Source organism: Pseudomonas sp. PD9R (genome assembly GCF_019200975.1).
In the GTDB taxonomy this organism is placed as follows: Bacteria; Pseudomonadota; Gammaproteobacteria; order Pseudomonadales; family Pseudomonadaceae; genus Aquipseudomonas.
The window spans coordinates 629396-652054 of record NZ_JAHTMR010000001.1 but is presented as its reverse complement, the minus strand read 5'-3'; the positions used below and the strand labels follow the sequence as shown (position 1 = coordinate 652054).

Genomic DNA, 22659 nt, shown 5'->3' with positions numbered 1-22659 from the left:
GTCGAGTTGAGACTCAACGACGCCTGGCAGTACGTTTTTTTGCAAACCTATTCCGCCACCGCCACCTGATTACGCCCCCGCGCCTTGGCTCGATACAGCGCTTTATCGGCGTTGCTCATCAAGCTATGCAAATCATTGTCGCTGGCGTTCAACGCCGCCACACCGACACTGGCCGTTATGCAGTGAACCGGCCCGGTCATCAGCCCGGAAATGGATTCGATCAGTTCTTCGGCAATAATCTGGGCGGTTTCAAGGGAGGTGTTCGGCAGCAACACCGCAAATTCCTCCCCGCCCAACCGGCCGTGAACATCGCACTCGCGAAAGGACTTGCCAATCACCACACCCATTTGCCGCAGCACCTGATCGCCGATCTGATGCCCGTAGGTGTCGTTGATGTGCTTGAAGTGATCCATATCCAGCATCACCGCGCAGAGCGGCAACTGGTAGTTTCGGCAATGGCTATATAGCTGTTGGGCATGCTCGAAAAAAGCCCGGCGATTTTTCAGGCCCGTGAGTTCATCGGTCTGTGCAGCACGGGTGGAAATGCTGTGTGCCAGTTCCATTTCGCGGGTCAACCGAAAGGCTGTTTCCACTGCATTGGCCAGGCTGCGAGTTGCACTGAACACAAACGACGCGAACACCAACACCGCCAGGGCCATGCCGACCTGTATGGCCGACGGCTGGAACAACAGCCACAGGGTACAAGGCAGCAGAACCAGAGAAATCGATACCACCGTCATGTAGCGGTAGGCCGAGTAACAGGACACTGCACTGACCGACATGCCAACGGTAAAAAGCATGACCAGCGCCTGGGCCAGCAGGTCGTCCCTGGGCATCACCGCTAACGCACCCGCCCCCCAGATGCAGGCGGATATCACCAGCGTTACCCAGTACCGGCGCTCCCAGTGTTGCGGAGTGCGCTGAACTTCCGGGCTGCGGAAATAAGCGACAAACATCAAGATGCGCAGCATCGTCGAACCGGTCAGCAGGGCTATCCACCAGGTGATGACGTTGTGGTCAAAACGCTCCCAACACAGCCAGCACAACATGATAACGGCCAGAAAACTGCCGAAAACCGCTGAAACTGATTGGCGAAACAGCTGATGTAATCGATCCGCGTGCACCTGCTGTGCAATATAGCGATCCTGCTCGTGCCGAAACCCAAGGCCGTCCATTCAATCCGCCTGATCATGATGCTGCAACGAAAGACTATTGTGGCACATAGCTTATGAGCCCTTGCAACACTCTGTGCCCGCCTAAAAGATTCCGCCTATCGCCTGCCAATACTCCGACTATTAGCTGACTTGCCAAGTGACGACTAGCATTAGCTAACGCCGGTGCTCTCTGGCCGGCCGAGACCTGATAACGAGATAAGAATGAGCCAGAAACCGACCAGGCGTACCGTGGGTCATCCTGTTGGCAACTCGATTGCCGCTGTCAAGAATACCCGCATGGCCGAATGTCAGTCAGTTAAGCGAACGCTGACCCTTGCAGGAGCGAGCCTGCTCGCGATGGACGTTAACGATAACGCGTACTTGCTGGAACAACGCGTCGCCGTCAGGCCTTTCGCGAGCAAGCTCGCTCCTGCAAACTTCCTTAACTGTCTGGCGTTACCCGCATGGCCACTTTGATCAATTGATCGAAATGCCGGCCCAGCAGCCTGAGTCTTTGATTTCACTCGCTGTTATCCCAAGCCCGAACCGGGCCGGATAGCGCAATGAACACGACCGAGGGTAGCTCACACATGGCAACTGAATCGAAATGCCCGTTCAATCATGCCGCCGGTGGTGGCACAACGAACCGTGACTGGTGGCCGAACCAGCTTAATTTGCGGATCCTGCACCAGCACTCGTCCCTGTCCGACCCCATGGACGAGGGCTTCAACTACGCCGAAGCCTTCAAGAGCCTGGATTTTGCGGCGGTCAAGAAAGACCTGACGGCGCTGATGACCGACTCCCAGGACTGGTGGCCGGCGGATTTCGGTCACTATGGCCCGTTTTTCATTCGTATGGCCTGGCACGCCGCCGGCACCTATCGCACCGGTGACGGCCGTGGCGGCGCCGGTTCCGGCCAGCAGCGCTTCGCACCGCTCAACAGTTGGCCCGACAACGTCAGCCTCGACAAGGCACGCCGGCTGCTGTGGCCGATCAAGCAAAAATATGGCCGTCATATTTCCTGGGCCGACCTGATCGTGCTCACCGGCAACGTTGCGCTGGAATCCATGGGCTTCAAGACTTTCGGCTTTTCCGGTGGTCGTCCGGACGTCTGGGAACCGGATGAGGACGTTTACTGGGGCTCGGAAAACAAATGGCTCGGCGGCGACAGCCGCTACGGCAAAGACGACAGTAAACCCGTGCAGAAACCCGGCGATGTGCCGCTCGTTGCCGAGCCGGGGCGAAACGAGGAAAGCCGCGTCGAAGACGGGCGCAACCTGGAAAACCCCCTCGCCGCCGTGCAAATGGGCCTGATCTACGTGAACCCTGAAGGCCCTGAAGGCGAGCCGGACCCGGTTGCTTCAGCACTGGATATCCGAGAAACCTTTGGCCGCATGGCCATGAATGACGAAGAGACCGTGGCGCTGATCGCCGGCGGCCACGCCTTCGGCAAGACCCATGGTGCCGGCCCGGCCGACAACGTCGGTGCCGAGCCTGAAGCGGCGGGCCTTGAACAGCAGGGCCTGGGCTGGAAAAACAGCTTCGGCACCGGCAAAGGCCCGGACACCATCACCAGCGGCCTGGAAGTGACCTGGACCACCACCCCGACGAAGTGGAGCAACAACTACCTGGAAAACCTGTTCGGCTTCGAGTGGGAACTGACCAAGAGCCCGGCCGGTGCGCACCAGTGGACACCGAAAAACGGCGCTGGCGCCGGGACCATTCCGGATGCTTTCGACCCCTCCAAACGTCGCAACCCGACCATGCTCACCTCGGACCTGGCGCTGCGTTTCGACCCGATTTATGAGCCGATTTCGCGACGTTTCCTGGCCAATCCCGACCAGTTGGCCGATGCGTTCGCCCGCGCCTGGTACAAGTTGATCCACCGTGACATGGGCCCGCTGTCGCGCTACCTCGGCCCGGAAATGCCCAACGAAGTACTGCTCTGGCAAGACCCGATTCCTGCAGTCGACCATGCTTTGGTCAACGACAGTGACGTCGCTGGCCTCAAAAGCAAATTGCTGGCATCGGGGCTTTCGGTCTCGCAGCTTGTATCGACCGCTTGGGCGGCCGCTTCGACCTTCCGTGGCTCGGACAAACGTGGCGGCGCCAATGGCGGCCGTCTGCGCCTGGCGCCACAGAAGTCCTGGCAGGCCAACCAGCCTGAACAACTGGCGAGCGTGCTGGCGAAACTCGAAGGCATCCAGAAAGAATTCAACGCAGGCGGCAAGAAAATTTCGTTGGCGGACCTGATCGTGCTGGCCGGTGGTGCCGGTGTCGAACAGGCGGCGAAAAATGCCGGTCATAGCGTCACGGTGGCGTTCACGCCGGGGCGTATGGACGCTAGTCAGGAACAGACTGACGTCGAGTCGTTCGGCTTCCTCGAACCTATCGCCGACGGCTTCCGTAATTATCTGAAAACCCGCTACCGCGTATCGGCCGAGCAACTGCTGATCGACAAGGCGCAGTTGCTGACCCTCACCGCACCGGAAATGACCGCGCTCGTCGGAGGCCTGCGCGTGCTCAATACCAACGTCGGCAAAACCGCTCACGGAGTATTTACCTCGCGGCCGGAGGCGCTGACCAACGACTTCTTTACCAACTTGCTGGACATGGGCGTGGAATGGAAACCCGTGTCCGAGGACGATCAGGAGTTTGAAGGCCGCGACCGCAAAACCGGACAGGTGAAGTGGACTGGCACCCGTGTCGATCTGGTGTTCGGCTCCAACGCGCAGTTGCGCGCCCTGGCGGAAGTCTATGCAACCGCCAATGCCCAGGAGAAATTCGTTAAAGACTTCGTGGCGGCGTGGACCAAGGTAATGAACCTGGATCGCTTTGATCTGAAGTGAAATAGAGCGGGCGTCTGTTAGCCCTCAAAAGATCGCAGCCTGCGGCAGCTCCTACAGGTGTACTTATGTAGGGGCTGCCGCAGGCTGCGATCTTTTGATCTTGATAACTACTGCGGCGGATCGATTTGATCCAGCACCCGATTCGCCGTGATTTCCGCCAGCATGATGCTGTTGGAAATGCCCAGCAGCGCGTTGCGGTCTCCACCTTCCAGATGATCGACCAATTGATGGACCATCACATCGACCGAGGCCAGCGTCTCCACCAGATACACCATCAACGTTTCAGTCTTGACCTCAGGGTCCACGGTGAACAGTGTGCTGGGTGTACGCGGCGTGGCTTTGATGTCGGCAGACGACGGGAAGTGATAATCGAGGGCTCGCTCGGCGGCTTCGTTGAGTTTGTTCGAATCGAGTTTGTACGGGGATGCCGGATCGCTGTCTGGCGGGTTTGGCGTTACTTTGAACATGGTGAAACTCCTAGAAAAATGGAGCTGCCACCATTCGCTGCGAAACGAAAAAGGTGGCAACTGTACGCGGGTTCGCAGACCAGGACTCTAGGAACCCGGCAGACCCGAAGGTCTCCCACGCACAGCCGCCATGACACGAGTGACAGACCTCATGGAGTATCTGCTCACGGACGGAAGACATTGTGCGTCTAGAGATTACCCAGGCTGCGAAACCCGATCACTGATGGGCAGTGACAGGACTCAAACTACCGACAGGCTCCAAGGCGCACAAGCCGGCGGATTCTGGCGTAAGCGTAGGCAACGGCGCAAGGTTTTGTAGCTTTCAGGAAGTAAGCTCGAGGACGCTTAAACACGCACCCTGCGACCCTGTTGAAAAGAACACGCACGCTTCATTCTCAAGCATTCCCCACACCCGTAGGACCGAGGCTTGCCCGCGAAGGCGTCCTTGAGATCGCCTTCGCGGGCAAGCCTCGCTCCTACAAGACTGGCGTGGCCAGTCATCCCCATTTTCAGTCAGTCGTTTCCCGCACTGCCCGTCTGACCTCAGCCTGTATGGCATAAGCCGGCGCCTCCACCGCATTGAAATCCTGTGTATAGCGCTGGGCAAATCCTTCTACCCCCCATTCCTGATATTGCTGCACATGCTTGAGTTCGTGAGCCCAGAGCGCGACGTTCTGCTCGGCGGTTTGAGCGTCGCGGAAGAGGATGATGTCGATCAGCGTCACGGCACCGACATCGGGGTTTTGCAGTATCGCAGTGGCGGCGTTGAGTTGGCCGTTGTCACTGACTTTGTAGCGCGCAGCGTCAAGGACGCTGGGCTCGTACCAGCGCAACAGCTGCTCGCGGAGGTGCGGAGGAATGGGTTGAATGTCGGTCGTGGCGGCCTCGGCGCGGGCTTGAGTCAGCCACAGCGCCAGGGCAGGCGCCGCGATCTGATAGAGGCCATCCGGCAAACAGATGCAAACGTCCAGGCACACTTGTTTTTCGCCAGCTGGGCAAGTGTCGGTCTGGGCTGGCGCTTCAAGCGTCAGGCAGAGAACAGACAGCGCCACCAGGCGCGTGATGATGGACGGCATTGGGCGCTCCTGGAGCGGATGCAGCGCGAACAGCGGGTCACGTCTGTTCGACGGCTGGCCTGGGTTTAGCGTAGTCGCGAACCGGGCGCCGTCAGGATATCGAAGGAATCGAGGGGTCACTTTTCCAGTGAAGCCCACCGAGTAGACGTGCATCCGCGCAAGTTCCTAGCTGGTAGCAGCCCGTTGCGACAGGGAGAAATCGGCCTTAGGCGGTCATCCAGGTTGAGCGCTAGCCAGTAGCACTTTGGTCTAGACGCCAAACCTGCTCAACAACGCGGCACCATCCGCAACACCAAGAATCTGATCAATCACGGCGATTTTCCGGGTTGCGTGGTCGAGTTGAAAGTCAGCATTGTTGTATGTGGTCTGCGCCTCGTTATGAAGTGCATAGGCTATATGCGCCGCGACACGGATGCTCATTGGCGCATCTACATCGCTGCCCAAATAATCAGCAAGCAAGTTCCTGATCTCAATCAATGCGAGGGCGAGTAGCCTGGCCTGGTCAGTCGGCATAAGAAGATCCTGAATAAAGCAACGAGTGTTCCAAACGAATTTTTCGAGTTTTATAAACTTACAGGCTGGCAAAAGCAAAAGACCACCTGACACCCCTACGCTCACCAAAAAAATGTCATCGCTCAATCCAAACTTTTGGCGTCACTGGGCGTCCCTTGTTTAAGACTGCGCCATGGCGCTGACCCCAGACAGCTGATTTCAGCTAAGGACAGGTGATGACTTTTTTTGTTTTTCTTCTAGCCTGCGGTACCGCGGCGAGCACAGGTCTCTTCTTTAAACCGAGCCAGTGGTACGAATCTCTCACTAAACCCGGCTTTACACCGCCCAACTGGCTGTTTCCGGTCGCCTGGACGACTATCTATCTGTTGCTAGCCTGGGCCGGATATCGATTGAGCTTGATGCCTGGAACTCAAGGGGTGCTGGCGCTATGGGCGGCACAGATTGCGCTTAATACGTTGTGGACACCGGTATTCTTCGGCGCACGCCGCATTTTCGCCGGTATGGTGATCCTGACGCTGCTCTGGCTTGTGGTCGCCGCAATGGTGGTGATGGCATTGCAGTTTGACGTGATCACCGGGTTGATCCTGTTCCCTTACCTTGTGTGGCTTTGTGTTGCCGGTGCGTTAAATTTTTCCATCTGGCGCCATAACCGCTGATGAATAACTTCTCAGTGGCTGTTAACGCGCCTTGGCCTGCCAGTGCTATAGGTTGGCCGTTCCTTTCCTCTTCAATACTCCGGAAACTCATCCCGATAACACACCGGCGAACTGGAGCCCTGGTATCGATCGAGTTCCTCTTCCAGCCACTGGGCGAGCACCACGGCGTGGTTTTGCAGCGGGTCTTTTGCGGTGAACACCAACGTCAGCATTCCTGATTGCGCAGGCTGCAAAAGCGCCCACCAATGCGCTGGCTGGGCAGCCAGTTCCTGGCGATAGGCGGCGGTGAATTGGGCAAAGTCGAGCAACTCGTCATTGAATGTCTGAAGCAGATCAGCCGACGGCGCGACATCGGGTAGCCAGGCATCCAACGATAATTGATCGTTTGAGTCATCTTGCGGCCATTGGCGGTCCACCAGCATGCGCCGCCCGTCTTCCGGCATTGCCGGAACAACGGCAGATTTGCACTGGATCATGTTCGCTCACCCCCTCCATTCCCGCGGGCTGACACCCGTTTTACGACGGAACGCCCGGGCCAGTGCCGATGGGCTTTCGTACCCGACTTCTTCGGCGATCAAGGCAATGGGTTTGCCCTCGCGCAAGCGTTTCTGCGCCAGACTGATGCGCCAACTCACCAGATAATCCACCGGCGTCTGCCCGACCACTCGCCGAAAATGTTCGGCGAAACTGGCCCGCGACATGTTGGCCGCCACCGACAACTCTGCCACGCTCCAGGCCTTGCCCGGCGCTTCGTGCATGAGGTTCAGCGGCCGCGCCAGCCGCCCATCGGCCAGGCCCGCCATCATTCCCGGTTGCTGGTTGCGACTGCTGAGGATGTGCCGCAGTAACAGAATCACCAACAGTTCAAACAGGCGGTCCATCACCGCTTCGCGCCCGCAAGTGCCATCGAAGGCCTCGTTGAACAGCCACTCCAGCGTGTTCGCCAGCGTCGGGATTTCGTCGAGTTTAAGCACCAGATAATCCGGCAGCGCCATGGCCAGCGCATTGCCCGAGCCGCCATCGAAGTTCAGCGACGCACAGACCAACTGCGTGGCGGACGCCTCTGTGGCAGACAAGCGATGACGGTACGGCCGGGGGAAGAAGATCAGCGTCGGCTCGGTGATGCGCAGTTCTCCTTCATCGGCCAGTTTCAGCACGACCTCGCCGGCCTGCAGCAAGTGCAGATGACCGCAGGTTTGGCTGCCATCGAAGGCCGATATGCCGCAAAACGCACCGCTGTGAAAGGTGCCGGCATTGACGCCGAAATGCGCAAGCAACGTGGATAAACGATCCATGGGGAGACTCCCGGCAACAGTTTTGGACGATCTGTCGCATATCGTCGACGATTTGCATCCAACAGGCCAGCACGAATCCTTAGCATGAACTCCGTACCCAGCGCCTGTCGCGCTTGAATCCTCGGAGAATCACCATGACCCGCATTTCCCCTGTCAGCCTGGAACACGCCACCGACACCATCCGCCCACTGCTGGAAGGCGTGCAAAAGAAAATCGGTTTCTTGCCCAACTTATTCCGGGTGCTGGCCCACGCCCCCGCCGTGCTCACCTCTTATGTACAAAACTCGGCGGCATTGGGCAAAACGTCCTTGAGCGCGACTGAGAAGGAAGCGATTTTCCTCGCCACCTCACAAGTTAACGGCTGCGATTACTGCCTGGCAGCCCATACGGTGTTTGCCGGCAAGGCCGGGCTGTCTAGCCAGGAAATCCTCAGCGCCCGGGAAGGCCAACTCAACGCCTTCGCCCTGCTCGCCCGGCAAATCACTGAAAGCCGTGGCCACCTGAGCGCCGAGCAGATCGCCGCCGCACGCGCCGCCGGTATCGACGACGCCAAGATCATCGAGGTGATTGCACACGTGGCCTCGCAGACGCTGACCAACTACCTGAACAACGTCGCGCTGACCGAGATCGACTTCCCGGCCATCAATGCCTGAACAACGCCAAAAGCGGAGAACCGACCATGAACACTGTGACCCTGTACACCACCGACACCTGCCCTTACTGCCGCAGCGCCAAATCCCTGCTCGCCAGTAAAGGCATCACCCTGAAAGAGATCAACATTCAGACCCAGCCGGGCAAACTTGAAGAAATGCTCAGCCGCAGCGGACGACGCAGCGTGCCGCAGATTTTCATCGGCGACACGCATATCGGCGGCTTCGACGACCTGGCCAAACTGGACCGCCAGGGCGGGTTGATGTCGATGCTGGCCTGAACCTGTAGGAGCGAGCTTGCTCGCGATGGACGTCAAGAAAACGCGTGCGTCCTGGCTAAACGCGGTGTTCTACAGTCCATCGCGAGCAGGCTCGCTCCTACAGGGGAGGCAATGCCGGACACCAAAATCCCAGCCAACGTCTTCGCCTGGTTTTTGAGGTTCCTTGCAAACCAGCATTACAAACTTGTCATTGAGTTGTCAGCGTAGCCAGCACTCTCGATTCATACAGTGGCGTCGTCAGTCACCCACACCGGATGACACGCCTTCCACTGATGATGACAAGGGTCGAAACCATGAAACCATTGAGCAAACTCTGCCTGATCGCCGCCAGCCTGTTCATGCTGGGCAGCGGTTCCGCCATGGCTGCCACCGCAACGGCACCGGTCAAGGCCAATAACGTCGTGCTGGTGCACGGTTCCTGGGCCGATGGCTCCAGTTGGTCGGAGGTGATTGCCCGTTTGCAAGCCGCCGGTTTGCACGTCACCGCCGTACAAAATCCGCTGACTTCCGTGGCTGATGACGTCGCCGCCACCCAGCGGGTGCTCAATCAGCAGGACGGTCCAACCGTGCTGGTCGGCCACTCCTACGCCGGCACCGTGGTCAGCGAAGCCGGGGTCAATCCGAAAGTCAGCTCGCTGGTGTACGTCGCTGCTCGCGCACCGGATGCCGGTGAAGACTTCGTCGCCCTCTCCGCCAAATACCCGACCATGCCCGTGCGTGCTGGCACCGAAGAACACGATGGCTACATCAGCCTCAAGCAAGACGCCTTCCTCAAATATTTCGCCAGCGACGTGCCCCACGACAAGGCCATGCAGTTGTTTGCCGAGCAGCAACCGATCGCCAAAACCCTGTTCACCGACCGTACGACAGTCGCCGCGTGGCACACCAAGCCATCCTGGTACGCGGTGTCAACGCAGGACCAGACCATCAACCCGGACCTGGAACGCTTCCTCGCCAAGCGCATGGGCGCGACCACCATCGAACTGCCGTCGAGCCACTTGTCACTGGTGTCGCACGCCAAGGAAATCGCTGACCTGATCGTCGCTGCCGCCGGTCGCCAGTCCTAACCCAGCCCCATTTATTACAACTTTGTCATCGAGCTGTTGGTCGGCTGTTCGGATCGCCTGGTTAACCTGAACTCACTGCCAGGAACAGCCACCGGCAGCCTCCAACCCTGAATAGAGAGACTCATCATGAAAATGCTAATCCTCGGTTTTGCCGCCCTCCTCGCCACCGGCTCGGCCTTTGCCGACACCCAGAGCAGCGCGCCCGTGATCCACGACAAAGACGCGGCGTTCGTCCACCTCGACGTCGCCAAAGTCGTCGGCAGCACCGACATTTCGCAACAATGCGGCATCGTCCCTGCACACCTGAACTACCTCGACCACCAGGGTCGGCAACACGAGCTGGACTACCTGGTTGAGGGCAGCGGTTGCACCAATGATCATTGATCATCGTTGCACCGTACGGGCAGATGATCGGGCTACACTTGCGGCACCGGTATGCCGCTGTAGCCCGCCTGCGCGGAACTGAAGCTTGCTGACACTGAATCAGGCAGATCCCCCGATGAACATCCTCGTAGTCGAAGACGAACCCAAGGCCGGCAACTACTTGCTCAACGGCCTGCAGGAACTCGGTTACACCGTGAGCCTGGCCCGCGACGGCGTCGATGGCCTGCACCTGGCCCTGGAGCACGATTTCGATGTGATCGTGCTGGATGTGATGATGCCGAAGATGGACGGTTGGGAAGTCCTGCGCCGCTTGCGCAAGGAAGCCGACACGCCGGTGCTGTTCCTCACAGCCCGCGATGATATCGCCGACCGTATCAAAGGCCTGGAACTGGGCGCCGACGATTACCTGATCAAGCCATTTTCCTTCGCCGAGCTGGTGGCGCGCCTGCGCACCCTGACCCGACGTGGCCCCACCCGCGAAGAAGAACAGCTGCAAATTGACGACCTGCAGATCGACGTGCTCAAACGCCGCGTCACCCGCGCTGGCACGCGCATCACCCTGACCAATAAGGAATTTGCCCTGCTGCACCTGTTCGCCACGCATCAAGGTGAAGTGCTGTCGCGTTCGATGATCGCTTCGCGGGTCTGGGACATGAATTTCGACAGTGATACCAACGTGGTGGATGTCGCAGTACGACGCCTGCGGATGAAGATCGACGATCCCTTCCAGCTCAAGTTGATCCACAGCGTGCGCGGTATCGGTTACCGCTTCGATACTCAGCCATGAACAGCCTGTCCCGCTTGCGCCACTCACTGACGCTGCGCCTGGCGTTGGTGTTTGCATTTCTGGCGTTTGTCTCGCTGACGCTGCTCGGCGTGGCGCTTTACCGTGATCTGGAACGAGAGTTGATCCGCCGCGACGATGCCGCGCTGGTGACCCGTATCGATCAACTGCGCACCTTCCTCAATGACAGCAACACCCTGGAACTGATCCGCACCAAACCGGCGCTGTTCCAGAACATGCTGGGTAACCGCGAGGCCCTGTTGACCATTGGCGCCCCCGGGCAACCGCCATTGCTGGAGGTCAATCCGGGGCATCTGAACATGCCCGCATTGCCACCAATGCCCATCAATCATCCGCTGGCGCTTAGCGACGTGCAGCACTTGCCCAACGTCAACGGCGTACCGTTTTCGGCATTGGCGGCAATCATTGATTCCGGCGATCAAGGCAGCTTGCAGGTGGTCACCGGACGCCTGATGACCGAACGTACCGCGGTGCTCGCCAGTTACCGATTCAACGTTTACCTGTTCGCCAGCGTCGCGGCGATTCTGCTGGCGTTTTCCGGCTATGTGCTGGTGGACCGAGGCCTGCTGCCGGTGCGTCACCTTGCTCGACATGCCCAGGGCATCGGTATTGGCAATCTCAACGAACGCCTCGACAGCCGGGATGCGCCGTTGGAGTTGCTGCCAATGATCGAGGCTTTCAATGCCATGCTCGACCGCTTGGGCAAGGGCTTTGTACAACTGGGCCAGGTATCGACCGATATGGCCCATGAACTGCGCACGCCAATCAACAACCTGCTGGGCGAAACCCAGGTCGCACTGCAGCAGAACCGCAGCATCGAAGCCTATCAACAGTTGCTTGCCTCGAATGTCGAGGAACTGGAGCGCCTGGCACGGATGCTCGACAACATGCTGTTTCTGGCGCGCACCGATCCGTCCAGCGCCCTGCGTCAACGCCAGGAGCTGGACGCAGCAGATGAAATGGAACGCATCGCCGACTATTTCGAAGGGCTCGCGGCGGATGTCGGTATGTACATCGACGCCAAGGGCAGCGGACTGATCTGGGCCGAACCGATGCTGCTGCGCCGTGCCCTGGCCAACCTGTGCGCCAATGCCATCAAGTACGGCGCGCCCGACTCCGAACTGTCCATCCGCGCCACGCCGACGGCCGACGGCATCCGCTTGCAAGTGCGCAACCACGGCCAGACCATCCCTGCCGAACACCTGCCCAAGCTGTTCGAACGCTTCTACCGCGTCGACGAATCCCGCGAACGCTCGGCGCAATCCAATGGTTTGGGGTTGTCGATCGTGGCGACGATCATGCAACTGCATAACGGTGCATACAGCGTCAGCAGTGCCGAGGGTGTGACGTGTTTTGAGCTGTTTTTCCCGGCGCGGCGGCTGGGTGAATAAAGAGAAGATCAAAAGAGACATCCCCTGTAGGCGCTGCCGCAGGCTGCGATCTTTTGATCCTGCTTTTGACTCAACCGACCAAAAAACCCTCGACGGTGCGAGTCATGACCTAACCTCATAGGCTGAGTGACTAACAACCAGTCGAGCACTCCTATGCGCAATGCATTGAGGTCAGTGATTTTCATCGCGTTCGCGCTGTTTGCAGCGAACCCCGGCACGCTGTCGGCAGCGCAACCGCTCGACCCCTCTTCCTCCGTCATAGCGGCCGCAGTCAGTGTTTCCGACAGCGATCTGGAAGTACTGCAAGGTCAACTCAACAGCCTCAAACAACAGGTTTCCCAGGCCAACAATTACAGCCAGCTCGAAGCCCCGCAGGATCTGGTTCAAGCGCTCATCCAGAATGTGGATCGCCTGTCAGCCCTGCTGCTGCCCGAACAAAGTCAATTACAGGCCCAACTGGGCGTGCTGGCCCCTGCACCGCTGGCTGAGGCCGATCTGGAGAAGTCCGATATTGCCAGTCAACGGGCCTCGCTCACCGAGCAAAAGAACAGGGTCGATTTCAAACTCAAAACCCTGGTGGCGATCAAAGCCAGTGCCGCCGAGTTGCTCACCCAGATTGCCGCCATTCGCCGTAGCCTGCTGGAAACCGAGGTGACCCAACAGACCAAGAGCGTGCTCAACCCCTGGTTCTGGTTACCGATGCTCAATCCCCCGGTGGAGGATCGGCAACGGCTGAGCTCGTTCATGCAACAAATTGGCACCACCCTCGAATCGATCTGGCAGCCGGGCCAGCGTCTGCTCACCGTCGTACTGGTCTCATTGGCCTTGGCCGTCTGGATCCTGGGGCGTGGCCTGGCGGAACGAGGGCTGACCTGGCTGTGCATCCATCGAGTGCCTGAAGGTCGCCTGAGGCGCAGCGCCCTGGCGCTGGCCTCGGTGCTCGCCACGATATTGGCGGCCTGGTTGGCCTTGCAGCTGCTGTTTTTTGCCCTGACCCGGCAACTGCCGCTGACGCCGCAACTGACGGGGTTTTCCCAGGATTTCGAAAGGATCGTTTATACCTGCGTGCTGATCACCGGCCTAAGCCGTGCGCTCCTGTCCAACCAACACCCTTCGTGGCGATTGCCGGCCATTGCCGACCCGGTGGCCCTGGTCATCAAACCCTTCCCCGCCCGATTGGCATTCGCCCTGCTGGTGCTGGTATCGATGGCGCAGGTGACCAATGCCACCGGCATGAGCACCGAGGTGGTGATTTCCGTCAGAGGCTTCGTCGCATTAGTTATCTCAATATTGATCGGTACCCTGCTGCTGCGCGTAAACAGAACCCGCCGGGCCATGGTCCTGGCCGGTGCAGCGCCCGAGGCAGGCCGGACGCTGGCCGGGGTCATTTATGCGTTCGCCAGCATCGCGACCGTGGTTTCCCTGCTTGCCTTGCTAATTGGCTACGTATCGTTGTCGCGCTTCATCACTTACGAACTGGTCTGGCTGTTTATCATTTTTGCCGGTTTCTACTTGCTGATACAGCTATTGAAGGACGGCTGCGAATACCTGTTTTCACCCCGGCAACCCACTGGCAAGGCGATCAAACAGTTGCTGGGCATTGGCGATGCTCGCCTGGAGCAGATTTCGATCATTTTGTCCGGCGCAGGTCGGGCCGCGTTGTTGCTGATCGCTTGTATCTCGCTGTTGGTGGGTGGGGTCGGATCGACGCTCGGGCAACTGGCAAACAACACCCTGGCGATACTCGGTGGCGACGGCCTGCGCAAACTGAACATTGTCCCGGGCAACCTGCTGCACGCCGTGCTGGCGCTGATGATCGGTGTCTACCTGATTCGCGCGTTGAGCCGCTGGCTGGACAACGAATTCCTGCCCAAGACCGAGATGGACCCCGGCATGTGCGCCTCGCTCAGCACATTGTTCACCAATATCGGTTATGCGCTGGTGATCCTGATGACGTTGTCGTCACTGGGGGTGAAGTGGACCAACTTGGCCTGGATCGTCAGCGCCTTGTCGGTGGGGATCGGTTTCGGCCTGCAGGAGATCGTGAAGAACTTCGTCTCCGGTGTGATTCTACTGACCGAACGCCCGGTGAAAGTCGGCGACCTGATCAGCATCAGCGGGGTTGAGGGTGACATCCGCCGGATCAACGTACGGGCCACCGAAATACAACTCGCTGACCGCTCGATCGTCATCGTGCCCAACTCGCAACTGATCTCGCAGAACCTGCGCAACGTGACCCTCGGCGGCAGCGCCCAGGGCGTGGCGATACTGGAACTGGTGTTCCCACTGGACATCGACCCGGAGCAGGTGCGCAACCTGCTATACGACACTTACTGCGAGCACGAAGCCATTCTGGAAAAACCGGCACCGTTCGTGCGCTTCAGCCAACTCAGGCCTGAAGGCATCACGTTGACGATCACCGGTTATGTCGGCAGCCCGCGCCTGGTCGGGTCGATCAAAAGCGAGCTGTTGTTTGAAATACTCAAGCGGCTGGGTGCCGCCGGTATTGAACTGGCGAAACCGCCTGCGGCGTAACGCACAGTCCTTTGTAGGAGCTGCCGAAGGCTGCGATCTTTTGATCTTGTTTTTTAAAAGCAAGATCAAAAGATCGCAGCCTCGTTTCACTCGTCAGCTCCTACATAGCTTCACGCCAACCGGTTTATCAATGCGCGATACACACCGATTTAAGCTCTGTGTAAGCCTCAATCACCGCACGTCCAAACTCGCGCCCCATGCCCGATTGCTTGACGCCACCGAACGGCATCGCCGGGTCGAGTAGCACGTGGGCATTGACCCACACGGTGCCGGCTTCGATGCGCGGCACCAGGTTCATGGCTTTGCTCAGGTCGTTGGTCCACAGGCTGGCGGCCAGGCCGTAGCGGTTGTCGTTGGCCAGCTCGATGACTGCATCTTCATCGTCGAACGGCATCACGCCCAGTACCGGACCGAACACTTCTTCGCGAGCCACGGCCATGCTGTGGTCGATATCGGCGAGGATGGTCGGCTGCACAAAGAAGCCGTTACCTTCGATCAATTCTCCGCCCGTTACCACACGCGCACCTTCCTGACGGGCCAGTTCGATGTGTTTGAGCACGCTTTGTTGTTGCTTGCGCGATACCAATGGGTTGATCGCCGCTTCGCAGTTCATACCGTCGCCAATCGGCATCGCCGAGACTGCCGCCGCCAGAGCCTCGACAAATTTGTCGTGAATCGAGCGATGCACATAGAAGCGCGAAGCCGCTGCGCAAACCTGACCGTTGTTCAGCAAGCCGCCAAGGATCGCCCCTTGGACGGCTTTTTCGACGTCTGCATCGGCGAGCACGATCATCGGGTTTTTGCCACCCAGTTCCAGCGAGAAGCGCGTCATGTTTTCCATGCACGCCACGCCGACACTTTTGCCCACGGCGGTGGAGCCAGTGAACGACACTTTGCTCACCAAGGGGTGCTTGGTCAGCACGCCACCGACCGAGGCACCGCCACCGGTGACGACGTTGAACACGCCCGCCGGGATGCCCGCTTCAAGGGCCAGTTCCGCCAAACGCATCGCGGTCAACGGGGTTTCCATCGCCGGTTTGATAATCACCGTGCAACCGGTGGCCAGCGCTGGCATGAGTTTCCAGGCCGCGATCAGCAGCGGGAAGTTCCACGGCACAATGCCGACCACTACACCGACTGGCTCGCGTTTGGTGAACGCGGTGAACTTGGCGCCCGGTGGCAGCGGGATCGACACGTCGAAGGTCTGGCCTTCGATCTTGGTGGCCCAGCCGGACATGTAGCGCATGAATTCGACGGTGGCGTTCAGATCCAGCGCACGCGCCATGTTGATCGACTTGCCCTGGCTCAGGGTTTCCAGTTGCGCCAGCTCTTCAGCGTGCTCTTCTACCAGACGGGTGAAGTTCAGCAGAATGCGCTCGCGGTCTGCTGGACGCAGGCCCGACCAGACGCGGGACTTAAAGGCTTTGTGCGACGACTGCACGGCTTGCTCGACGATTTCCTGCGGCGCATCGAGGGTTTCGCACAGGGTTTGCCCGGTGGCCGGGTTGACCACGGCGATGCTTTCGCCTTCGGCGAATACCCACTGACCATCGATAAAGCAGCCGTGGCGGCGGTCGAGGAATGCAGCAACCTGCGGCAGAATTTCAACGTTGCTCATAATTCACCTTTCGTTCAAACGAGGGGATCAGCCGTAGACCGGCCGCTTAGATTTTTTGTTCTTTGAGGTAGCACACAACCGCCTGGCGATCGTCTGCCGAATTCAGGCCCATGTAGGGCATGTAGGTGCCGGGCACATAAGCCTGCGGCTGAGTGATCAGTTGCGCGATGTTCTCGGCCTGCCAGTCGATGTTTTTGCTGCGCATGGCCTGCGAGTAGTTGAAGCCTTCCAGCGAACCGGATTTACGCCCGACCACACCCGCCAGGTTCGGTCCCATCATGCCGACGGTGCCCTTGGTCACCGAATGGCAGACCCCGCACTCGTTGGCGAACACTTCGGCACCGTGGCGCTGATCGGATGCGCAATCGGCGGCCAAGGCAACCTGGGCCAGGGTGAAGGAGAACAAACCGATGAGGGGCAAACGCAGGGCGGTGAACATAGGGAACGACCTTGAAAATCCACGCATTCGCCAGCAGACGAACGCCAACTCTGAAAGCGCCAGGGCAACGGTGCCCGGGCAGGTTGGGAAGGATTGTCGGTGGTCGGTGGCGCGCACGGTTTGCCCTGCGTGCCAGTTGTGTTGGCGCTTCTGCCAAACCGCTCGGTTGTACCCTCAAGATCAAGAGCTGAAGGCGAGCCAATGCTCGGCTTGATAAGTGGTGAGAAGCAAAAACTGTACGCCGATCCACTGTAGGAGCTGCCGCAGGCTGCGATCTTTTGATCTTGATCTTTAAAAACAAAATCAAAAGATCGCAGCCTGCGGCAGCTCCTACAGGGGATTGCGTTCAACTTTCGTAATCTGGCAAGCACAGCCAACTATTTGGCAAACAGGCAAAAGGGCAAAAGAAATCCGGACCTTAGTATCTAAAAAGACCGCAAACCTGCGCTCAAGAACAAGAACGGATGTCACGCCATGCTCAAGTCCCCCTTGCTTCGACTCTCTACCCTCGCGCTGATGGTCAGCGCAGGCCAGGCCGGAGCTTATGAACTCTACGCCGATAGCGACAGTCACCTGAACGCCACCCTGGAAGCCGTTTTCGGCATTTTCCACAGCCAGGAAAACTACGCGCTGTCCGGCCGTCTTGATGAAGGTAATTCGTCGTGGCGCGAGGGCTACGTCAAATACGGCCTGAGCTTCGACAAGGGCCTGGCCGGTGTCGGCAGCACATACGGCGCAGCAAATTTGCTGAGTTCCGGCACCTGGGGCGACGGCGATGCCGCCGGCTTCAGCGATGGCACGGAACGCACCACCAAGTTCGAAGATGCCTACCTCGGCTGGCGCTCCGGCGATCTGTTCGAGGCCTTGGGTAAAGACGGCATCGACTTCTCGTTCGGCCGCCAGAACATCGTGGTCGGTGACGGCTTCCTGATTGATGGCGACGCGTTGAACATGGGCAAAGGCCTGGCCGACGGCGAATTCAATCGTGGTGGCGCTTACTGGCTGGCTGCACGCAAAGCCTTCGACGAGACGGCGGTGTTGCGTATCGGTGGCAAGGAAGGCTGGCGCAGTGACCTGATGTATCTGAAATCCGATAACCGCGCCCAGGCCAAGACCGAAATGTACGTCGGCACCCTGGAGCACGTTTCCGATATCGGCACCGTCGGTTTGACTTACATCGACAGCACCGATGTCGACGAGCAATACGCCTCCCCCGCGCAGCTCGAACGCGACGGCATGAAGACCTACAGCCTGCGCGCAACCGGCAACGCCGGGGTGAAAGACCTGTTCCTCTCCGGCGAATATGCCAAGGAGGACAAACCCCATACCGCTACCGAAGACGCCTGGTACCTGGAGGCCGGCTGGACCTTTTCCAACGTAGCCTGGGCACCGTATGTCAGCTACCGCTACAGCCGTTTCTCGGAAGGCTACGACACCCTGTTCTACGGTTTCAGTCGCGGTTTCGGCACCTGGTTCCAGGGTGAAGTGGCGGGTAACTATGCCGGTCCGTTCAACACCAACTCGCGTATCCAGCAAGTGAAATTCACCGTCTCGCCACTGGAGAACCTGACCGTCGGTGCGATGTACTTCAACTACGACACCATCGACCGCAGCCTGGGCAACACCGATGGCCACGAAACGGATCTGTATGCCGAATGGCACGTCAGCGAGAACCTGACGGTGATGCCACTGATCGGTCTGTTCCAGCCAGACAAGAGCGCCGATCAAGGTGGCACGCAGTTGGGTAACAACGACAAAAACCTCTACAGCCAACTGGTGTTCGCAACCACTTTCTAAGCTAAAACCACGCACCCCTGTAGGAGCTGCCGCAGGCTGCGATCTTTTGATCTTGATTTTATAAGTCAAAAGATCGCAGCCTGCGGCAGCTCCTACAAGAGCGCGTTACGGTGTCATTGCTTTCAAGGAAAAAGGCATTTCCAATGCAGACAAAATTCCTCACGATCCAGAGCAAAATAGCCCTGCTCGCCGGCCTCTGCCTGCTGTTGGTGGTGGGTTTGCTGATGGGCTTGTCGCTCTATCAGACCCACCAGAGTAGCCAGCAAGTCGCCGAGGCCAGCGGTGAAATGCTCGCCGACGCAGCCAAGGAACACATGCAGGCCCTGGGCAAAGTGCAGGCGATGCAAGTGCAACGGACCTTCATGCAGACCCACGAATATGGCCAGGGAATGTCGCGGTATTTGCTTTACCTCAGGCAACTCCAGCATCAAGGGAACCTCACCCGCCAACAACTGCGCCAGGAGCTGAGTACACAGCTTCACCAGGCCCTGATCGACAAGCCCGACCTGCTCGGGCTTTACGTCATTTTTGAACCAGACGCTTTGGACGGCGTCGATGCCAGCTTCGCCGACAAGGCCGATCTGGGCAGCAATGAAACCGGACGCTTCTCGCAGTATTGGGTGCAGAGCAAACCCGGCGAGTTGCAAGCGGTCATCGGTGACGAAGGCCTGCTCGCCAACACCTCGCCCGGCCCAAGTGGCGCGCCCTACAACTCCTTCTACACCTGCGCCCGCGACACCCGCCAGGCCTGCGTCCTGGAGCCGTACTTCGACGAAGCATCCGGCAGCCGCAAACTGGTGACCAGCGTCGCTTTTCCGCTGTTGGAAAACGGTAAAGTCATCGCCGTGGTCGGCCTCGACATCAACCTCGCCGCGCTGCAAAAAAACAGTGAAACCAGTGCACTGCAACTGTTCGATGGCCACGGCCAAATCAGCATCGTCAGCCCCCGTGGCGTGGTCTCCGCCAACAGTCAGGACGTCAATCGCCTCGGCCAACCGATGGACAATGCCGAAGTGATGGACGCGTTGCGCCAAGGTCAACCGAAGGTGTTTGTCGACCCGCAACAAATCAAAGTCCTCGAACCCCTGGCACCGATTGCCGGTGCCGCGCCTTGGGGCGTATTGGTGGGTGTGCCGCAGGACGTGCTGCTGGCACCGGTCACCACGCTGCAAAAGGAACTCGACGCCCAAGGCGTGAAAAGCACTGCGCTGGAGTTATTGTTGGGTGGCGGCTCGGCACTGCTGGGTCTGCTGTTGATCTGGTACACCGCGCAACGCATCACCCGACCGTTGCAAGTGCTGACGCGGGTCATGGAGGACATCTCCCTTGGCGAAGGTGATCTGACCCGACGTCTGCAAGTGCAATCGCGGGACGAGATCGGCCAGTTGGCGACGGCGTTCAACCGTTTTGTCGAACGCATCCATCACTCGATTCGCGAAGTATCGTCGGCGGCCCTCGGCGTCAATGAAGGCGCGCGGCGCGTACTGGATGCCTCCAATTCGTCTCTGAGCAATTTCGACGATCAATCCACCCGCACCAACAGCGTTGCCGCCGCGATCAATCAACTGGGCGCTGCCGCCCAGGAAATCGCCAGCAACGCATCCGATGCTTCGCAGCAAGCCTCCGCTGCACGACAACAAGCCGAAGACGGTCGTCAGGTGGTGGAACGCACGATTGAAGTGATGAACGAACTGTCCGGAAAAATCAGTGCGTCGTGCGCCAACATCGAAGTGCTCAACGACAAAACCGTGAACATCGGCCAGATCCTCGAAGTGATCAAGGGCATCTCTCAGCAGACCAACCTGCTGGCACTCAACGCGGCGATCGAAGCGGCACGTGCCGGTGAAGCGGGCCGTGGTTTTGCCGTGGTGGCCGATGAGGTGCGCAGCCTGGCGGGACGCACGCAAACCTCGGCGCTAGAGATTCAGCAGATGATCGAAGAGCTGCAAGTGGGCGCGCGTGATTCGGTCATCACCATGACCGAAAGCCAGCAGCACAGCGAGGAAAGCGTGAACATCGCCAACCTCGCCGGCACACGCCTGAGCAGTGTCACGCAACGCATTGGCGAGATCGACAACGTCAACCAATCCGTCGCCGCCGCCACCGAGGAACAGACTGCGGTGGTCGAGGCGTTGAACGTCGACATCACCCAAATCAACACCCTCAACCAGCAAGGCGTGGAAAACCTGCAATCGACCTTGCAGGCCTGCACCGAGCTGGAACAGCAGGCGGCGCGGCTTAATCAGTTGGTGGGGAGTTTCCGGATCTGACTCCCCTGCGGCAGCTCCTACATGTGATCTGTATCCGGTGAAGATCCCTGTGGGAGCGAGCCTGCTCGCGAAGGGTCGTCACATCCAACATGAATGGTAAGTGCTTCAAACATTGGGTCGATCCATTCTGTACCCCGCCCCCGGTGCACCTTCATGCAAAGCGGACTGAATTTTCGAATACAAAGCGTTAGCCTCAGCAGTCGTTATTGACCGTGAACAATCACGCAGTACTACACGCAAAAGCACATTTTCCTGACCGGGCAACAATCCGAGACGGTCAATTGCCTGCACCGGTAAATCCGAAAACTGCCAACGTCCCTTGACCTCCATCTCCTCGATCCAGTCAGAACACTCACCTGCGGCCTGCAACATTCTTTCGGTCAACACTTCTTCACTCACCCCTGGCGTTACCGCCAACGAAATGTCCCGAGCAATCGAAGGCAACCGTGATACAGCACTCCACGGATTCAGATCATGCATCTGCGCCTGTACTCGAACGTTCTGATCCCGCAGCAAGCGAATATCCGGAATGCCTTTGCGCAGCATGGTCAGACGATCCAATCCCATGCCGAGAGCCAGTCCGCCATGACGCAACGGATCAATCTGGAGACGTTCGAGTAACGACCTCGCAATACGACCGCACTCCAACACCTCGACTGGCGCACCGTCGTTCAACACATTCACTTCAATTCCACCCTCCGTGTAGTGATGCGGGCTGTCGCTGCAGATCCAAGGTTTGTCGGGAACGGCTGAAGCGAGGATATCGCTGACCAAACGCAACAGTTGTTCATGCGTGGCCAGCTCCGGCTCACCGAGCACCCAGATATCCATCTGATGCGGTTCGGCACAATGCCAACGATCCCGGCTATCTCGGCGAAAAGTTATCCCTGGCGCAGCCAGCAAAATCATCTGCCCAGGCTGCCTTATATGAGCGGCACGCTGAAGCGCCCTTGGAATTTGACTAGTCGTTTGCGTTCGCAAAAGAGAGCACTCGTCGACCCAGCGTGTGTGTGCACTACCGAGGGTGATTTCCGCAGAGTCATAACCGAGCAAACCGTAATTTTCTTCAGCGGACACAATCCGCGGGCCTGATTGTAGTTGCGCCTGAGGCCAGCCTTTTTCCTTCAGCCCATCAAGGACTTCGTTCAGCAGTAAGCGAACGGCGTGATCTGGAGCGCCTTTCTCGGTTAGATCAATCAGTAACAAGGCTTGATGCACGGACGAATCTGTCAGATATTTCTTTAACTGCTCCACTAGCAACCCCCTCACAATCAGTTGAACACTGAATTTCCAAAAAAAGAAACACCACAAATAAAAATAACGAAACACAATCTATAGACACAACCTGAATCTGGCGAAATCTGCAACTTTGGGAAGTGGACTACAGACCAAGCCCACACAAATAACCGATG

Annotated in this window: 21 protein-coding genes and 1 pseudogene; 13 read left to right on the top strand and 9 right to left on the bottom strand. The window is 58.6% G+C overall.

Annotated elements, in window-relative coordinates:
* Positions 1-47 precede the first annotated feature (47 nt).
* The gene (locus KUF73_RS02975) at positions 48-1175 is read right to left on the bottom strand and encodes a diguanylate cyclase (RefSeq protein ID WP_218436538.1); all 1128 of its coding nucleotides are present in this window, start codon (positions 1173-1175) and stop codon (positions 48-50) included.
* A gap of 201 nt (positions 1176-1376) precedes the next feature.
* On the opposite strand from KUF73_RS02975, the gene KUF73_RS02970 reads away from it, so the two are divergent.
* Positions 1377-1631, top strand: coding sequence for a hypothetical protein (locus tag KUF73_RS02970; protein ID WP_218436854.1), 255 nt, complete (start codon positions 1377-1379; stop codon positions 1629-1631).
* Between the two features lie 113 nt (positions 1632-1744).
* On the top strand, positions 1745-4003 hold the full coding sequence (gene katG / locus KUF73_RS02965) for a catalase/peroxidase HPI (RefSeq protein ID WP_218436537.1): 2259 nt from the start codon (positions 1745-1747) through the stop codon (positions 4001-4003).
* 107 nt (positions 4004-4110) lie between these two features.
* Here katG and KUF73_RS02960 read toward each other — a convergent pair whose 3' ends face one another.
* From KUF73_RS02960 to KUF73_RS02950, 3 genes are all read right to left on the bottom strand, one after another.
* Positions 4111-4470, bottom strand: a complete 360-nt coding sequence (locus KUF73_RS02960; protein WP_218436536.1) for a DUF6124 family protein — start codon at positions 4468-4470, stop codon at positions 4111-4113.
* Positions 4471-4979: 509 nt separating this feature from the next.
* The gene (locus tag KUF73_RS02955; protein WP_218436535.1) at positions 4980-5546 is read right to left on the bottom strand and encodes a DUF4157 domain-containing protein; all 567 of its coding nucleotides are present in this window, start codon (positions 5544-5546) and stop codon (positions 4980-4982) included.
* Between the two features lie 249 nt (positions 5547-5795).
* Positions 5796-6185 (bottom strand): hypothetical protein, encoded by a 390-nt coding sequence (locus KUF73_RS02950; RefSeq protein ID WP_256345322.1) that lies wholly within the window; start codon positions 6183-6185, stop codon positions 5796-5798.
* Positions 6186-6274: 89 nt separating this feature from the next.
* Between KUF73_RS02950 and KUF73_RS02945 the strand changes: the two genes are divergently transcribed.
* Entirely contained in the window at positions 6275-6715 is a 441-nt protein-coding gene (locus KUF73_RS02945; RefSeq protein WP_218436534.1) for a TspO/MBR family protein, read from the top strand.
* 71 nt (positions 6716-6786) lie between these two features.
* Here the strand turns inward: KUF73_RS02945 and KUF73_RS02940 are convergent, their stop codons facing one another.
* Together KUF73_RS02940 and KUF73_RS02935 are read right to left on the bottom strand one after the other, a co-directional pair.
* Positions 6787-7191 carry a DUF488 domain-containing protein gene (locus KUF73_RS02940; protein WP_218436533.1) on the bottom strand — a complete coding sequence of 135 codons (405 nt, stop codon included), beginning with the start codon at positions 7189-7191 and terminating at the stop codon, positions 6787-6789.
* A gap of 6 nt (positions 7192-7197) precedes the next feature.
* On the bottom strand, positions 7198-8010 hold the full coding sequence (locus KUF73_RS02935; protein ID WP_218436532.1) for an AraC family transcriptional regulator: 813 nt from the start codon (positions 8008-8010) through the stop codon (positions 7198-7200).
* 134 nt (positions 8011-8144) lie between these two features.
* On the opposite strand from KUF73_RS02935, the gene KUF73_RS02930 reads away from it, so the two are divergent.
* The 7 genes from KUF73_RS02930 to KUF73_RS02900 all read left to right on the top strand — a co-directional run bounded on the left by KUF73_RS02930 (position 8145) and on the right by KUF73_RS02900 (position 15123).
* Positions 8145-8663 carry a carboxymuconolactone decarboxylase family protein gene (locus tag KUF73_RS02930; RefSeq protein ID WP_218436531.1) on the top strand — a complete coding sequence of 173 codons (519 nt, stop codon included), beginning with the start codon at positions 8145-8147 and terminating at the stop codon, positions 8661-8663.
* 26 nt (positions 8664-8689) lie between these two features.
* Positions 8690-8941, top strand: coding sequence for a glutaredoxin 3 (grxC, locus tag KUF73_RS02925; protein ID WP_218436530.1), 252 nt, complete (start codon positions 8690-8692; stop codon positions 8939-8941).
* A 293-nt stretch (positions 8942-9234) separates the two neighbouring features.
* Positions 9235-10008: an alpha/beta hydrolase gene (locus KUF73_RS02920; RefSeq protein ID WP_218436529.1), complete on the top strand. Its 774-nt coding sequence runs from the start codon at positions 9235-9237 to the stop codon at positions 10006-10008.
* Between the two features lie 126 nt (positions 10009-10134).
* A complete protein-coding gene (locus tag KUF73_RS02915; RefSeq protein WP_218436528.1) occupies positions 10135-10392 on the top strand; it encodes a DUF2790 domain-containing protein in 258 nt (85 codons plus the stop codon).
* A 115-nt stretch (positions 10393-10507) separates the two neighbouring features.
* Positions 10508-11179 carry a heavy metal response regulator transcription factor gene (locus tag KUF73_RS02910; protein ID WP_218436527.1) on the top strand — a complete coding sequence of 224 codons (672 nt, stop codon included), beginning with the start codon at positions 10508-10510 and terminating at the stop codon, positions 11177-11179.
* Entirely contained in the window at positions 11176-12588 is a 1413-nt protein-coding gene (locus KUF73_RS02905) for a heavy metal sensor histidine kinase (RefSeq protein WP_371135397.1), read from the top strand. The genes KUF73_RS02910 and KUF73_RS02905 overlap by 4 nt, the downstream gene beginning before the upstream one ends.
* Before the next feature lie 153 nt (positions 12589-12741).
* Entirely contained in the window at positions 12742-15123 is a 2382-nt protein-coding gene (locus tag KUF73_RS02900; RefSeq protein ID WP_218436526.1) for a DUF3772 domain-containing protein, read from the top strand.
* A gap of 127 nt (positions 15124-15250) precedes the next feature.
* On the opposite strand, the gene KUF73_RS02895 is transcribed toward KUF73_RS02900, so the two are convergent.
* Complete coding sequence (locus KUF73_RS02895) at positions 15251-16741, bottom strand: aldehyde dehydrogenase family protein (protein ID WP_218436525.1); 1491 nt, start codon at positions 16739-16741, stop codon at positions 15251-15253.
* A 46-nt stretch (positions 16742-16787) separates the two neighbouring features.
* Positions 16788-17180, bottom strand: coding sequence for a cytochrome c family protein (locus KUF73_RS02890; protein ID WP_218436524.1), 393 nt, complete (start codon positions 17178-17180; stop codon positions 16788-16790).
* 474 nt (positions 17181-17654) lie between these two features.
* Here KUF73_RS02890 and KUF73_RS02885 point away from each other — a divergent pair, with 474 nt between their 5' ends.
* The 3 genes and pseudogenes from KUF73_RS02885 to KUF73_RS31580 all read left to right on the top strand — a co-directional run bounded on the left by KUF73_RS02885 (position 17655) and on the right by KUF73_RS31580 (position 21247).
* A complete protein-coding gene (locus tag KUF73_RS02885) occupies positions 17655-18977 on the top strand; it encodes an alginate export family protein (RefSeq protein WP_218436523.1) in 1323 nt (440 codons plus the stop codon).
* 143 nt (positions 18978-19120) lie between these two features.
* Positions 19121-20389: pseudogene (locus KUF73_RS31585) on the top strand (HAMP domain-containing protein); the annotation flags it as partial.
* 246 nt (positions 20390-20635) lie between these two features.
* Positions 20636-21247, top strand: coding sequence for a methyl-accepting chemotaxis protein (locus KUF73_RS31580; RefSeq protein WP_371135401.1), 612 nt, complete (start codon positions 20636-20638; stop codon positions 21245-21247).
* Between the two features lie 105 nt (positions 21248-21352).
* On the opposite strand, the gene KUF73_RS02875 is transcribed toward KUF73_RS31580, so the two are convergent.
* Positions 21353-22501, bottom strand: a complete 1149-nt coding sequence (locus KUF73_RS02875) for a hypothetical protein (protein WP_218436521.1) — start codon at positions 22499-22501, stop codon at positions 21353-21355.
* Positions 22502-22659 lie beyond the last annotated feature (158 nt).